Genomic DNA, 14282 nt, shown 5'->3' on the forward strand with positions numbered 1-14282 from the left:
GCATGGTTATCAGCTTAATTAGTCCCTACTTCACCCCCATCAAGGTGAGCAAATAACAAGGCTGCCCATGTTTGAGATCTATATCGACGGCCAGGCCGTCAGCGCCTTTGAGGGCGAGACCCTGTTGCAGGCGGCCCATCGGGCCGGCATCGACATTCCTTGTCTGTGTCACCATACAGACCCCGGTTCGGCTACCACAGAAGGCGCCGATGAACACCTGTGCCAACTGACCCGGCTCGACCAGATAATGGCCGATGGTGACAGACCGCTGCTGGCCTGCTCGACTCCGGCAATTGCCGGAATGCAGCTCAAGAATCATACCCAGGCAGTGCACAGCCATCGGCAGCAGACGCTGAAACGGATATTGAAAGATCACTTCGCCGATTGCGAAGCCCCCTGCCAGCAAGCCTGCCCGGCAGGCGTCGATGTGCAGTCTTATCTGTATCACATAGGTCAGGGCAACCATACAGAAGCGGTGCGGATCCTCAAGCAGACCCTGCCTCTGCCTCTGTCTATCGGTCGGGTCTGCCCGGCATTTTGTGAAAGTGCCTGTCGCCGCGCCCTGATCGATGAACCACTGGCGATACGTCAGCTCAAGCGCCACGCCGCCGATCTGGACTTGGCCGATACCGAGCCCTATCAGCCGCCCAAGGCCGACCCCAGCGGCAAGAAGGTGGCCATAATCGGCGCCGGGCCAGCCGGGCTAAGCGCCGGGTTTTTCCTCGCCAATCAGGGCCATGAAGTGGACATCTTTGAGGCCGCTCCCAAGGCCGGTGGTTGGCTAAGATACGGCATTCCAGAATATCGTCTGCCCAAGGCGATACTCGATAAAGAGATAGCTCTGCTGGAGCGCAGCGGCATCCGCATTCACACCAACACAGTCATAGGCGAGCACATTCTGCTGCCGAAACTGGCCGAGGAGTATCATGCCCTCTGTCTGGCGATGGGCGCGCAAAAGGCTGTGCCACTCGACTATCCCGGCAGCGACCTGCCCGGCTGCTATCTCGGGGTCGACTACCTTAAAGATCTGGCAATGGACCACCAGCTGGTCACAGGTAAGAAGGTAGCCGTTGTCGGCGGCGGCAATACCGCCATCGATTGTGCCCGTAGCGCCAGACGCCTCGGCGCCGAGGTAACCCTGATCTACCGGCGTACCAAAGAGGAGATGCCGGCCGAAGCCTTTGAAATTCATGAAGCTGAGCAGGAAGGTATCCACTTCCTGCTACTGACCAATCCTGTGGCCAACCATGCCGGCAGTGACGGCCGTCTTGCACGAGTCACATTGGAAAAAATGTCTTTAGGCGAACCGGATGCCTCCGGCCGCCGCCGACCGCAGCCCAGCGGCGAAACCTTCGACTGCGAGTTTGATACCCTGATCGCCGCCGTATCCCAATCACCGGATCTGGCCTTTCTGCAACAGGCCGAAAACCGTCTGCTGCAAGGCGCTCCGGCGCTCAGTCGCTGGAATACAATCAACGGCTGTGACATCAGCATGAGCACCGGGTTGGAAAAACTGTTTGTTATCGGTGATGTGCGCCGTGGGCCCGCCACTGCTGTGGAAGCGGTCGCCGATGGTCGCCGCGCCGCCGAGGCTATAGACGCCCTGTTCAATCAGGGGCTCAGTTGCCCACTGACGCCGGTGGCGTTCAATGCCAGCAAGGCGATAGGGCTCAAGTCCCAACAGGATTTACCCAAAGATCTTTTCCCTTCACAGGTCAAAAGTGCCAGGGTCAAGATGCCGGAGTTACCTGTAGCCGAGCGCCTGAGTAACTTTGCCGAAGTAGAGCTGGGACTGACGCCGCAAATGGCCGAAGCCGAGGCCAAACGCTGCCTCGAATGTGGTTGTCAGGCCAATATGGACTGTCGCCTGCGGGACTACGCCAGTGAATACAAGGTCGGCAGCCAGGGCTTGCTTGAGCAGGATGCCTGTGGCGAATCGGCGCTGCAGGCCAGACACTTTGCCCAGGATTTGAGCACACCCTTTATCCGTTTCGATGCCAACCGCTGCATCAGCTGCGGTGCCTGCGTTGACATCTGCCACCGCCGCAGTGGCCACAAGGCCATCAGCTTTGAGGCCAACCAATTCTCGGCGCTGCCGGGAGGCAGTAGCGAACGCCGGGCCCCCAGAGCCGGTTTCAGCGTCTCCATGGCCGACAGCGATTGTGTTCAGTGCGGCAACTGCCTGCAGGTATGCCCGACCGGCGCCCTGGTCGATGCCCGCCACAAGACCCAAGGACAAGCCCCCGACACCAAGGTGACCAGCACCATCTGCACCTATTGCGGCGTGGGTTGCCGCATCCGTTTCAAGGTCGACACCACCCAGAATCGTATCCTTGCGGCCGAGGGCGATGTGCGCTCACCTGTGAACCAGGGCATGCTCTGCGTCAAGGGCCGCTTCGGCTTTGACTTTATCAACAGTGAAGAGCGCCTTACCCAGCCGCTGGTTCGCCGTAACGGCAAATTGGAACCCTGTAGCTGGCAAACGGCCATCAGCTATATTGCCGCCCACTGGCAAGAACAATTGGAACAGTTTGGCCCGAGTTCATTCGGCGCACTGGCATCCGCCAAGGCCACCAATGAAGAGAACTTCCTGCTGCAAAAGCTGTTCAGAGCCGTTATCGGCAGCAACAACATAGATCACTGCGCCCGCCTGTGCCATGCCTCCACAGTGACCGGGCTCTACGATGCCCTCGGCAGCGGCGCCATGACCAATGATATTCCCGGCATAGAGGATTCAGATCTCATCTTTATCCTGGGCTCGGATACCGACTGCGCCCACCCCATCATAGCCTCGAGGATCAAGTCGGTCGTCAGCCGCGGCAAGGCAAGGCTCCTGGTCGCCGACCCCAAGCGGGTCAGCATAGCCGACAGTGCCGAGCTGTTTGTGCATCATCGCCCCGGCACAGATGTGATGCTGCTCAACGCCATCATGCAGCAAATACTACTCAACGGCTGGCATGACAAGGCCTATATCCGCAGCCGCACCACAGGCTTTGAGGCCTTGCGCGAAGAGCTGTTGCGGCCGGACTACAGCCTGGAGCAGGCCGCCAGGGTGACAGGCGTCAGCTGCAGCGAAATAGCGGCCATGGCCGAGATGCTGGGCACCGCCCAACAGACCGCCCTTTACTACGCCATGGGAATTACCCAACACACCACAGGCCATGACAATGTCACCGCCATTGCCAACTTGCAGTTATTGCTGGGTAACCTCGGGCTCAACGGCGCCGGGATCAACCCTTTGCGCGGCCAGAGCAATGTCCAGGGTGCCTGTGATATGGGCGCCCTGCCCAACTATTTCAGTGGCTATCAACGTCTGGATGACGATGCTGCGCGGCTGAAACTGGCGCGGGCCTGGGACACAGATAAGCTGAGCCCTGAGACAGGCATTCCGGCCTCTCATATGATGCAGGCGATTTTGGATGGCCGGCTGCAGAGCCTGTTTGTGATGGGCGAAAACCCGGTACTGAGCGACCCTGACCAGGCACATGTGCTCAAGGCGCTGAAAAAGCTGCCATTTTTGGTGGTGCAGGATATCTTTCTCACCGAAACTGCCGAAATGGCCGATGTGGTATTGCCGGCAGCGGCCTTTGCCGAAAAGCGCGGCCACTTCACCAATACCGAGCGCCGGGTTCAACGACTGGAAGTCGCCTTGCAATCGCCAGGTAGTGCCCGTCCGGACTGGCAGATACTGCAGCTGCTGGCCAATGCCATGGGCGCCGACTGGCACTATAGCGATGAACAGGCAATTTGGCAGGAAGTCACGGCCCTGACCCCCAGCTACGCCGGGATCAGTTGGCACAGAACCACGGATAATCCGGCCGGGTTGCAGTGGCCTTGCCCAGATGAGCAACATCCGGGTACCCGAGTATTGCACCGCAACAGCTTTACCCATGGCAAAGGGCGACTGCAGCCGGTCAATTATCGTTTACCGGCTGAGCTGCCGGACCATGACTATCCCTTGATGCTGTCGACCGGACGCCTGCTGGAGCAGTTCCACACAGGCACCATGACCCGTAAAACCGCCGGGCTGGACGAACTCGGCTCCCCCAGAGTGATGATCTCGGTTGAGGATGCCGAACGTTTGGGCGTCGGCAAGGGCGACTGGCTCAAACTGGAAAGCCGCCGCGGTGAAATCTTTATTCAGGCCTTTGTCAGCCGCCGGGCCCAGCCTGGGGTGTTGTTCCTGCCATTCCATTTCGTGGAAGCCGCGGCCAACAAGCTGACTATCAATGCGCTGGATCCCGTGGCCCATATTCCTGAGTTCAAGGTGTGTGCCGTCAAGGCAGAGCGCGCCGAGGCGCCTTTGGCTTCCGAAACCTAAACTGAGTTCCATAAAAAACGGCGCCTGATTGGCGCCGTTTTATTTTTCTTTAGTTGCTCATTCCTGCAACTGAGCTCTCAAGCAAGATTAGACTCTGAACTGATTGACCAACTTGCCGAGGTTATCACCACTGTGGGACACAGTCTGACTGACCCTGGCCGCATCTTCGCTGGAATGCAGCAGCTCGGCGACTATCTCCTGAATGGCGTAAATGTTCCGGTTAATCTCCTCAGTCACCGAACTCTGCTCTGTGGCGGCGGTGGCGATTTGGGTACTCATATCATTGATGGAGGTGACAGAGCTGGTCACAGCTCCCAGGCTTTCGGAGATAAGCTTTGACGACTCGACACTGCGGTGGCAACTCTGCTGACTCTCTTCCATGGCACTCACCGCCTGACTCACCAGACGATGCAGCTCGCTGAGCATCTCGTTGATCTCCAACGTACTGGCCTGGGTACGACTCGCCAGACTGCGCACTTCATCGGCCACCACGGCAAAACCTCGGCCCTGCTCACCGGCGCGAGCCGCTTCAATGGCAGCATTCAATGCCAACAGGTTGGTCTGCTCGGCGATGCCGCCGATGACAGACAGCACGCTGTTGATCCGCTGTGATTGCTCGCTGAGCGACTGAATATGGTTGGCGGCGCTGTTGATTTCCGCCATCAGGGTGGAGATCTCAGTCAGCGAAGTATCGACGCACTCCTGGGCCTTGGCCACTTCGTCGGTAGCCACATGAGTCGCCTCAGCCACCTGGGTAGTGTTCATCGCCACTTCCTGAGCGGTGGAAGACATCTCGGTAATGGCGGTCACCACCTGATCGGTTTCATTGTTGTGGTTCACCAACTGGGATGCTATCGCCTGGGTCTGGGAATGGATGGAACCGGCGGCATCCTGCACTTCATGGGTGGCCGTGGTGACATCGCGGATGATGTGCTGCAGTTTTTCGACAAAGCGATTGAACGCCAGCCCCAACTGGGCAATCTCATCTTCACCGCGCACCTGCAGGCGCTTGGTCAGGTCCCCTTCCCCCTGAGCGATATCGTTGAGGTTATCCAACATATTGCGGATAGGGATTATCATCCGCTGAGCAGTAAAGAGAATGGCAAACACAGTAACCAGAGTCAGCACCAGCGACATCAACAGCACCCCTATGGTCTTGGCCTGCATCTCCTCGGTGGCGGTTTGTCGATAAGCGGCAACAGCCGCCTCTATGTCATCCACATAAACACCTGTGCCTACCAACCAGTCTTTCCCGGGGACCCGGATGGCATAGGCTATCTTTTCCACCAGGCCAGTCACTCCGGGCTTGGCATGGAAGTAGTTGATAAAGCCTTTACCACTTCTGGCGGCATCGATAAGACCGCGCACAATTTGTGTACCATTGGGGTCTGTCATGCCGCTTTGATCTGTGCCTTCCTGCTCAGGCTTAACCGCATGAAATACACTGATCCCATTGAAATCATAAATGAAGAAGTATCCGGCGCTGCCAAACCTCTGTTGCCGCAATGCCGCGTTGACATCACCTCTGTCTCCCAGACCGAGTTGATAGTTGATGTTTTCCAAAGCCAGCCCTGTCGCATCCTTGAGTTGCTGTTTTCGTTCATCGATCAACTTTTGTTTGAACAAAGCGATCGAATTTTCCAGTGATTGATGTTCGGCACGATAGGAATACCCCATCACCAATATCAAAGTCAGAATTAAAGGTAGTAAAGCCAGCAGCAAGAATTTGCTTCTCAAGCTCAGAGCAGACAAGGACATAACTTCCCCCCAGTAGCTGTCAGACACTCTTTACTGAGTATAGTCCCGCGCCCCAACATGCAATATCAATATGATTACAAATAAAACAATTAACAAACAAATGATTCAAAATGTTACACAAATTACTTTTTTACCTTACGACCAACCGAAAGGTTCCACGATTGCCGGGGAATGGTTACTGGGAAACGTCATAAGCGGTACGGAATCTTGTGCTGGACGGTCGAGATAAAGAAACAGCGCCAAATGGCGCTGTTTCTGTTTTCTTCATATTGAATGATTAAACCCGGAACTGATTGACCAGTTGCCCCAGATTATCACCACTGTGAGACACGGTTTGACTGACTCTGGCCGCTTCTTCGCTGGAGTGCAACAGCTCGGCGACTATCTCCTGAATGGCGTAGATATTACGGTTGATCTCTTCGGTCACCGAACTCTGCTCTGTGGCAGCGGTGGCGATTTGGGTACTCATATCATTGATGGAGGTGACAGAGCTGGTGACGGCTCCCAGACTCTCGGAAATCAGCCTGGAAGATTCGACACTGCGATGGCAGCTTTGCTGGCTCTCTTCCATGGCACTCACCGCCTGGCTCACCAGACGATGCAGCTCGCTGAGCATCTCGTTGATCTCCAACGTGCTGGCCTGAGTGCGGCTCGCCAGGCTGCGTACTTCATCGGCCACCACGGCAAAACCGCGCCCCTGCTCACCGGCACGAGCCGCTTCAATGGCCGCATTGAGTGCCAACAGATTGGTCTGCTCGGCAATGCCGCCGATGACAGACAGCACGCTGTTAATCTTCTGCGACTGTTCGTTGAGCGACTGAATATGGTCGGCGGCGCTGTTGATTTCCGCCATCAGAGTGGAGATCTCGGTCAGCGAAGTATCAACGCATTCCTGGGCCTTGGCCACTTCATCGCTCGCCACATGGGTCGCCTCCGCCACCTGGGTGGTGTTCATCGCCACTTCCTGGGCAGTGGAAGACATCTCTGTGATGGCAGTCACCACCTGATCGGTTTCATTGTTGTGGTTGGCCAACTGCGCCGCTATCGCCTGAGTCTGGGCATGAATGGAACCAGAGGCATCCTGCACCTCGTGGGTAGCGGTAGTCACGTCACGGATGATGTGTTGCAACTTGTCGACAAAGCGGTTGAATGCCTGCCCCAGCTGGGCAATCTCATCTTCACCGTGCACCTGCAAACGCTTGGTTAAATCCCCTTCCCCCTGAGCGATATCGTTGAGGTTATCCAGCATGTTGCGGATAGGAGTCACAGTGCGCTGAGCAGCAAACAATATGAGCGTTGCGGTGACCAGAGTGATGACTATGACTATCATCAACGTCAGCCACAGCTTACCTTCCATGTCTTCCAATGCGGTCTGTCGATATTCGGCCACTGAGGCTTCGATATCATCCACATAGGCGCCGGTGCCTATGATCCAGTCGGTGCCTGGAACCATGGCGGCATAACCTATCTTTTCCACCAGCTCGTTGGTGCCGGGTTTTTGGTAGTAATAGGTGAGAATACCGTCACCACTGCGGGCTGCATTCAGCAAGCCTACTATGATCTTGGTTCCCTTGGGATCTGTCATCCCTATCTGATCTGTACCTTCAAGCTTGGGCAACAGGGCATGGAACAGGTTTTTACCTTTGCCATCATAGACAAAGAAATAACCTGCGCTGCCAAACCGAACATCCCGCAAGGCCGCCTTATAGTCTCCGCCCTGACTGCGCTGAAAGCTGACAATCTCTTTGGCGACTTCGGTCACATGCACCAACTCCTGACGACGCTCGTTGAGCAGCTTTTCTCTGAAATTGGTAATTTCGCTTTCAAGCGCATCCGACTCTACTGTCCAGGACGCCAGCATCAAGACAATGGAAACAGTCAACAATGGCAACAGGGCAAGCAGCAGTAACTTATTTCGTAAACTCAGACTGGACACTTAGGTTTCCCCCGGGAATGGAATATCTGCAAATTATAGTAACTTTGTTCACTTTAAGTTCGTATAAAAAATGCCTGAGATCAAAGTTTAACCATTTGTTTTACATGAAGAGAGTGGAAATAGCGCCCATTGCTGCAAATCCGAGCACCAAAAGCACCAGGGGCAAACGCCACAGCTTGAGCAACATAAAGCCCGCCAGCACCATGGCCATATCAACCGGGCGGGTCACAGCACTGGTAAATACCGGTTGATAGAGAGCACTCGCCAACAAACCAACGACTGTGGCATTAATCCCCATCACCATGGCGGCCATTTTCGGGCGTTTGGCGATTCCCTGCCAGCCTCGGATCACCGCCAGCAACAACAGGAAACCGGGCAGAAAGATGGCTAACGTTGCCACCAAGGCGCCAACTAGGGCATTTTGCGGCCACAGTTCGGCGCCCAGATAGGCGGCCAGACTGAACATGGGGCCGGGAACGGCTTGCGCCAGGGCGTAGCCGGTGAGGAATCTGTCATGATCTATGCTGTTTGCCAGTTGGCTCTCCAGCAAGGGCAGCACCACATGGCCGCCGCCGAATACCATGGCGCCGGTCTGATAAAACTGTTTGAAGAGTTCAGCCAGAGGGTGAGCAAGCAAGGGACCGGTGAGCAGCAATAAAAACAGAAATATCAGTAAAGCACTCCAGTTGAGCTGCATACTTCCCGACTTGGCCGGCGCTGGTGCCTCACGATTGAGCCAATAAAGACCGACAATGGCACCGGCAAGCAACAGCAGCAATTGGGTCAAATTCCCCGGCCACAAAAGCAGAATCACAGTACTCAGCAAGGCCAACATCTGGGGGATATGGCTGCGGCAAAACTGTTTGAACATACCCCAGGCAGCATCGGCGACCACCACCACAGCCAATAACTTGAGTCCGGCGATAACCCCCTGAAATAAATCACTGGAGAGGTATTGATAGCTGCTGACCGCCAGCAGAAACATCAGTAGGAACGAAGGCAAGGTAAAGCCGATAAAGGCCAGTATTGCCCCGGGCAAGGCGCCGCGGCGGTAACCTATGGCAAAGCCGACCTGGCTGGATCCCGGGCCGGGCAGAAACTGACTCAACGCCACCAAAGAGGCGTAATCTTTGTCATCGAGCCAGCCCAACTCCTCGACGAAAGTCTTGCGAAAGTAACCTATGTGTGCCGCCGGGCCGCCAAAACTCACCAACCCCAAGGAAAAAAAACGTACAAAAATCTGCCACATCTGTGTTCACTCTACCCTTGTTCAGTTCGGCTCCATTGTATGACATAAGTGTGACACTTATCTTATTATCAACAGCTTTTAGTCTGTGGGAGCACAATAAGAAAAACCCATGAACAGACGACTGAAAGTCCGTCCTCTCCTGTCAAACAGCCGCTATTGAGGCAAGAACAGCGAACAGCCGCCAAAGTCCGTCGCTTCCCAAGAGTGAATTCCGAGACGGAAAAGAGAGTCAAGTTGACGGGAAATCATCTCACTACAACCCAGATCTGCACCCACTAACCGGCAAGTGTATTCGCTCGAAATCAGCCACGGTTTCCAGGCGGCTTTCTCTATACCAGGTTCCACCCACCTCAATGAAACATAATTCAAACATTCAATATTTATTCAAAACAATTAATAGCCAATGCAGTTAAAAAAGCCTCGGCCATAGTTTAGCCATAAACACAAACCCACTAAAAATAACACCGAAAACCAGCAATACACCATATAGCAAAGCAGCACCACTTTTGACACCTGTCAATTTTAATGCATAGATATTCACATAGACATCAAATACAATCACCGCAAAAGAACCAAAAACATAATACTTATGTAGCATTTTGTAACTTGGTTAAATTTTTACAGACTTTTAACAAGCGTTTGTTTAGATTCACTGAGAGTTCGCAGGAAGTAAGAAGTAAGCTATGAAGCTATGGTGGTACGCGATATTGATGCTTGGTCTTCAGTTGCCCCTGACTGCGGCAACTGAAGAAAATGCGACGGAAACTGTCCCTGTGGATGAGTTCAGACTTGCCCTCGCCCTGGGATATGGCCGCCTGGATAATCCCAGAGTGCATGCCAAGCCGATAGAAACCTTCCTGCTGCCATCCTGGAACTACTACTCAGAACGCTTCTATCTGGAAAACTTTACTCTGGGCTACAGCCTCTATGAGTCGGACAACTGGTTATTCGATCTGCAAACCAAGCTCAATGAAGATGGATTCTTTTTCGAGTTTGATGGCCTCAACAAATTGTTTTTGAGCGACATCATAGGCTTCTCCCCCTACAAGGGACAGGTCGTACGCCCCAACGGTAACAGCAAACCTATCCTTGACGAAATCCAGCGTCACATCTCCTATCTGGGCGGAGTTTCCGTCACTTGGGTCACGCCCTACACGGATATCAATCTGGGCTTGTTTCAGGACATTTCCGGAGTACATGACGGCAATGAGCTGCAGCTCAGATTGAAAAAGAGCCTGCTCTACTCCTGGGGTGCTTTAGGATTTGAGCTAGGCGCGATTCGCAAGAGTGAATCCCTGGTGCGTTACTACTATCAGCTTACGCCGGAAGAAAGCGGACCGCTGAGACTGAGTTACACCCCCTCGGCCAGTATCAATTATCACGCCCGCCTGCTGGTTAATCTGCCACTGTGGCAGGATATCAACCTGGTGATGGTAACCGAATACACCTGGCTTGACTCGGGGATCACCAACAGTCCCATGATAGACAAGGATGGCTATCTCTCAGGTTTCATCGGTTTGAGTTATCGGTTTTGAGGGCTCTATGAATCGATGGCTACTGTGGTTACTCATGCTGATAAGTCCCTGGGCAAGCGCCTTGGGGGAAGAGCTTTGGCTGGCGCCGGATACCTGCGCCATGACCAATCAAGAATCGGAATGCAAGCTGCAACTGCAACTCGAGTTTCACAGTCAACAGCCTCGCTCTCTGTGCCTTTGGCTGGCCAACAGCGCAGCGCCTTTGACCTGTTTTCATCAACGCCGTGACTTCAGTTACAAGCTGCAATTAAGCCTGGTCAGGGATACGCTTATCGAGCTCAGGGATCAGCAAAACCGCACAGTTGCCAGCCGCTTGCTCAGAGTGGCTATCTACGAGCCCGTCAGTCGCAGACGGCGGGGCCTGAGTTGGGATCTGCTATGAAAGAAAAAATACTCCTGATTGAGGATGATCTGCCACTGGCGGAACTTATTTGCACTTATCTGGCCAATGAAGGCTTCGAGCTGGTTCATCTGGACAATGCCGAAGCCGCGCTTGCCCGTCAGGACAGTGACAGTTTCAGCCTGATCCTCTGCGATGTGATGCTGCCAGGTGAAGACGGCTTTGGTATCTATCCCCGTTTGGCGGCCTGTTATCCCTGCCCGCTTATCTTCCTCACCGCCCGCGACAGTGAAGGCGATCAGATCCTGGGATTGGAGCTGGGCGCCTGTGATTACCTGCTCAAGCCCGTGGTTCCCCCCTTGCTGCTGGCACGAATACGTACTCAACTTCGTAACAGGCAACAGCTGCCCGGACGCAAAACTTTGTGTCTGCACGATCTGCAGCTTGATCCCAATCAGCAGCAGGTGTTTCTGGCGGGCTCGGCATTGGCCTTTACCACCAAGGAGTTTGAACTCCTGTGGGTGTTTGTGATCAACGCCGGGCGGGTATTGTCACGGGAGTATCTGTTCGAGCAGTTTATCGGCCGCGCCTATGATGGCCTGGACAGAGCCATAGATCTCAAGGTCAGCAGGCTGCGCAAACGCCTCGATGAGCTGGAGATAAGCGGCCTGCAGATCACCACAGTGCACGGCAAGGGCTATCTGTTCAACTACCAGCCCAATCAAGCCATGATCAGGATTCAGGCATGAAGTTTCAGTTTTACCGACTGTTTGGGTTTCTGCTGCTGTCCTGCTCCCTGCTGCTGTGGAGCTTTGGCCAACTGACAGATCAATATCGCAGCGAAGAGGCCAGCTATTTGATCTCGGTGGACGACTTATTGCAGACCCGGGGACAGGGCGCGCATCTGTCGACTCTTGCCGCCGGCAGTCTGGCACTGCCCACTAGCCTGAGACAGCTACTCAATGAGGGGCAGACCTTGGCGCTGCGTCACTCCAGTGGCGAGCTCTATTACTACAAGCAAGGCTCAGGCACTGAGCTACTCAGATTTGGCCCGGTAACAGAGAAGCAAGACAGGGAGGATGTCACCAGTTTGATCTTGCTCGGTTTCTATTCCAGCCTGGCCCTGGTCGCCATCTTGCTTATCTGGCCTGTGTTTCGCGATCTCCATACCCTGCAACAGAGCGCCATTCGCTTTGGCCGTCAGCCTTCGCTGCAACCGCTAACCATACGTAAAAGCTCGGCTATCTTTCCGCTGGCTCAGGCGCTTTATAGCATGAGCCACCAGATAGTGAGTTTTGTCCAAATGCATAAAGAGTTATCCCATACCATCTCCCACGAAGTACGCACTCCGCTCGCGCGAATGCGCTTTGCCCTTGAGCTGAGCAAGCAGCAGATGGAGCCTCAATACGCAGCGCGCCTGGCCCAGGACATAGATGAGATAGAACAGTTGGCGGCCAACTATCTCTCTTTTGCCCGCCTGGAACATAAACAGGGAGAACTATGCCATTCGCCTCAATCCATCGCTGACTTTATTCAGGCGCTTGAGCAGAAATACAGCCTTTATAGCCGTGACTTCCAGATAGGATTTCACTCTGTGCCGGGCCAGGCACAATTCGATAAGACGGCAATGAATGTGGCCTGCCAGAACCTGATCCAAAATGCCATGCGTTTCGCCGAAAAAGAGATACAGGTGAGTTTCGAGCAAAGCGAAAGCCATAACTGCCTCAGAGTCGAGGATGATGGCCCGGGCTTTGAAGATAAAGGCAAAAAACTACTGGCGGCCTTTGCCAGAGATGCCAAACAGAGTGATGGCAGCGGCTTTGGCCTGGGGCTTTATATAGTGCGCAAGATTGCCATCTGGCACGGCGGCCGGCTGGAGTTGAGCCACTCGCAAACTCTGGGCGGCGCCGCCATCAGTCTGTGTTGGCCAAGAGAATAAGCGCCATTGTCTTAGCCTCGACTCAGCAGTACCAATACCTCGTAGTGATCCGTGTGCGGAAACATATCGAACAGCTGCACCTTGCGCATACGATAACCACTGATGGCCGCCAGATCTTTGGCCAAAGATTCAGGGTTACAGCTGGAATAGAGCAGATGCGGCGGCGCAAAGGTCGAAATGGCCTGGCAAAGCTCGGCGCCTATGCCGCGTCTCGGCGGATTGACTATCATAAGATCAGGTACCTGGCCTGCCGACTGCGCCGCGGCAAAACTGCCCGAATCCAGCGCCTTGAAGTTCACCCGCTTAAGCCCCAGCTTTTCGGCGGATAACTTGGCGCAAGCGATAGCTTCAGCCTCGATTTCAATCCCTGTAAGCTCTGTGTATTTATTGGTACAGTGCAGCCCAAAACCGCCGACACCACAGAAGAGATCCCAAATCGACTCAGGCTTCAGCTCACTGACCCAGTCTTTGGCGCTCTGATAAAGGGCCGCCGCCACTTGTGGGTTGGTTTGAAAGAAGCTCTTGGGGCGGATATAGAGAGGCACGCCATTGAAGGACTCCTCCAGACGCTGCGCCTCGGTGAGAAAAACCTCCTGCTCACCTTCGAGCCTGGCCATATGAATCGGCTGCAGATTCACAGATACCAGCTTGATGGCAGGAAACTCGGCCAGCAGCTTTGGCAGTTCACGCTCAATCCGTTCGATGGATTGCCTGGAGCGCAACACAAACCTGAGCATAAAGTCGCCGCTGATTTCGGCGCGGGTCAACAACACAAACTTGAGTTCGCCCTTGGCCTTATCTACCCGATAGGGTGGGATCCCGGCCTGACGCACAAACAGCTCAAGCCGATGCAGCAAGGCCTGCATATCGGCAGGATAGAGAGGACAATCGCACAGGCTCACGGCCTCACCAATCGGGGAAACTATCCCCAGAATGGGTTGATGGGCGGCCCCGAGTGCCACCATCTTGGCCTTGTTGCGAAAACCCAGGGACGGCCCGCTGACCGGGGCCAAGAGTTCAAAGGGCGTAAAGGGGCTGAGCAACTGCGCCAACTGCTCACTCTTGGCGGCCAGTTGTTGCGCCATTGGCGTTTCTATGTGAGTACAGGAGCGGCACTTGCCCTGCGCAAAAAAGTCACATCTCACTCTGATATGTCCCAAGTTTCCAATTCAGCCCGGCGGCAAAAGCGGCACACTTTAGCCTG

Annotated in this window: 9 protein-coding genes; 5 read left to right on the forward strand and 4 right to left on the reverse strand. The window is 54.7% G+C overall.

Translation table 11 applies throughout. The features are described 5' to 3' along the window. Positions 1–67: 67 nt before the first annotated feature. On the forward strand, positions 68–4321 hold the full coding sequence (gene fdhF / locus N512_RS0103650) for a formate dehydrogenase subunit alpha (RefSeq protein WP_028779441.1): 4254 nt from the start codon (positions 68–70) through the stop codon (positions 4319–4321). A gap of 87 nt (positions 4322–4408) precedes the next feature. Here the strand turns inward: fdhF and N512_RS0103655 are convergent, their stop codons facing one another. From N512_RS0103655 to chrA, 3 genes are all read right to left on the reverse strand, one after another. After that, positions 4409–6073 carry a methyl-accepting chemotaxis protein gene (locus N512_RS0103655; RefSeq protein WP_028779442.1) on the reverse strand — a complete coding sequence of 555 codons (1665 nt, stop codon included), beginning with the start codon at positions 6071–6073 and terminating at the stop codon, positions 4409–4411. A 283-nt stretch (positions 6074–6356) separates the two neighbouring features. Continuing rightward, positions 6357–8015 carry a methyl-accepting chemotaxis protein gene (locus N512_RS0103660; protein WP_028779443.1) on the reverse strand — a complete coding sequence of 553 codons (1659 nt, stop codon included), beginning with the start codon at positions 8013–8015 and terminating at the stop codon, positions 6357–6359. Positions 8016–8115: 100 nt separating this feature from the next. Then, a complete protein-coding gene (gene chrA / locus N512_RS0103665) occupies positions 8116–9264 on the reverse strand; it encodes a chromate efflux transporter (RefSeq protein WP_028779444.1) in 1149 nt (382 codons plus the stop codon). 683 nt (positions 9265–9947) lie between these two features. Between chrA and N512_RS0103670 the strand changes: the two genes are divergently transcribed. Genes N512_RS0103670 through N512_RS0103685 form a run of 4 tightly spaced genes read left to right on the forward strand, consistent with a single transcriptional unit; the run spans position 9948 to position 13078 of the window. Further along, positions 9948–10799 carry a MipA/OmpV family protein gene (locus tag N512_RS0103670; RefSeq protein ID WP_028779445.1) on the forward strand — a complete coding sequence of 284 codons (852 nt, stop codon included), beginning with the start codon at positions 9948–9950 and terminating at the stop codon, positions 10797–10799. A 7-nt stretch (positions 10800–10806) separates the two neighbouring features. Then, positions 10807–11181 (forward strand): DUF3019 domain-containing protein, encoded by a 375-nt coding sequence (locus tag N512_RS0103675; RefSeq protein WP_037436155.1) that lies wholly within the window; start codon positions 10807–10809, stop codon positions 11179–11181. Beyond that, positions 11178–11888: a response regulator transcription factor gene (locus N512_RS0103680; protein ID WP_037474101.1), complete on the forward strand. Its 711-nt coding sequence runs from the start codon at positions 11178–11180 to the stop codon at positions 11886–11888. Before N512_RS0103675 ends, N512_RS0103680 begins: the two co-directional genes overlap by 4 nt. Next, positions 11885–13078, forward strand: a complete 1194-nt coding sequence (locus N512_RS0103685; RefSeq protein ID WP_028779448.1) for an ATP-binding protein — start codon at positions 11885–11887, stop codon at positions 13076–13078. The genes N512_RS0103680 and N512_RS0103685 overlap by 4 nt, the downstream gene beginning before the upstream one ends. Positions 13079–13089: 11 nt before the next feature. Here N512_RS0103685 and rlmC read toward each other — a convergent pair whose 3' ends face one another. Next, positions 13090–14223: a 23S rRNA (uracil(747)-C(5))-methyltransferase RlmC gene (rlmC, locus tag N512_RS0103690; protein WP_028779449.1), complete on the reverse strand. Its 1134-nt coding sequence runs from the start codon at positions 14221–14223 to the stop codon at positions 13090–13092. Positions 14224–14282 lie beyond the last annotated feature (59 nt).

The organism is Shewanella sp. 38A_GOM-205m (assembly GCF_000518445.1).
Taxonomy (GTDB): domain Bacteria; phylum Pseudomonadota; class Gammaproteobacteria; order Enterobacterales; family Shewanellaceae; genus Shewanella; species Shewanella algae.

Bases quoted from the DNA above. Each gene is read 5' to 3' on its own strand.
- fdhF (WP_028779441.1), top strand. From the start codon at position 68: ATGTTTGAGATCTATATCGACGGCCAGGCCGTCAGCGCCTTTGAGGGC.
- N512_RS0103670 (WP_028779445.1), top strand. From the start codon at position 9,948: ATGAAGCTATGGTGGTACGCGATATTGATGCTTGGTCTTCAGTTGCCC.
- N512_RS0103680 (WP_037474101.1), top strand. From the start codon at position 11,178: ATGAAAGAAAAAATACTCCTGATTGAGGATGATCTGCCACTGGCGGAA.
- chrA (WP_028779444.1), bottom strand. From the start codon at position 9,264: ATGTGGCAGATTTTTGTACGTTTTTTTTCCTTGGGGTTGGTGAGTTTT.
- N512_RS0103685 (WP_028779448.1), top strand. From the start codon at position 11,885: ATGAAGTTTCAGTTTTACCGACTGTTTGGGTTTCTGCTGCTGTCCTGC.
- N512_RS0103675 (WP_037436155.1), top strand. From the start codon at position 10,807: ATGAATCGATGGCTACTGTGGTTACTCATGCTGATAAGTCCCTGGGCA.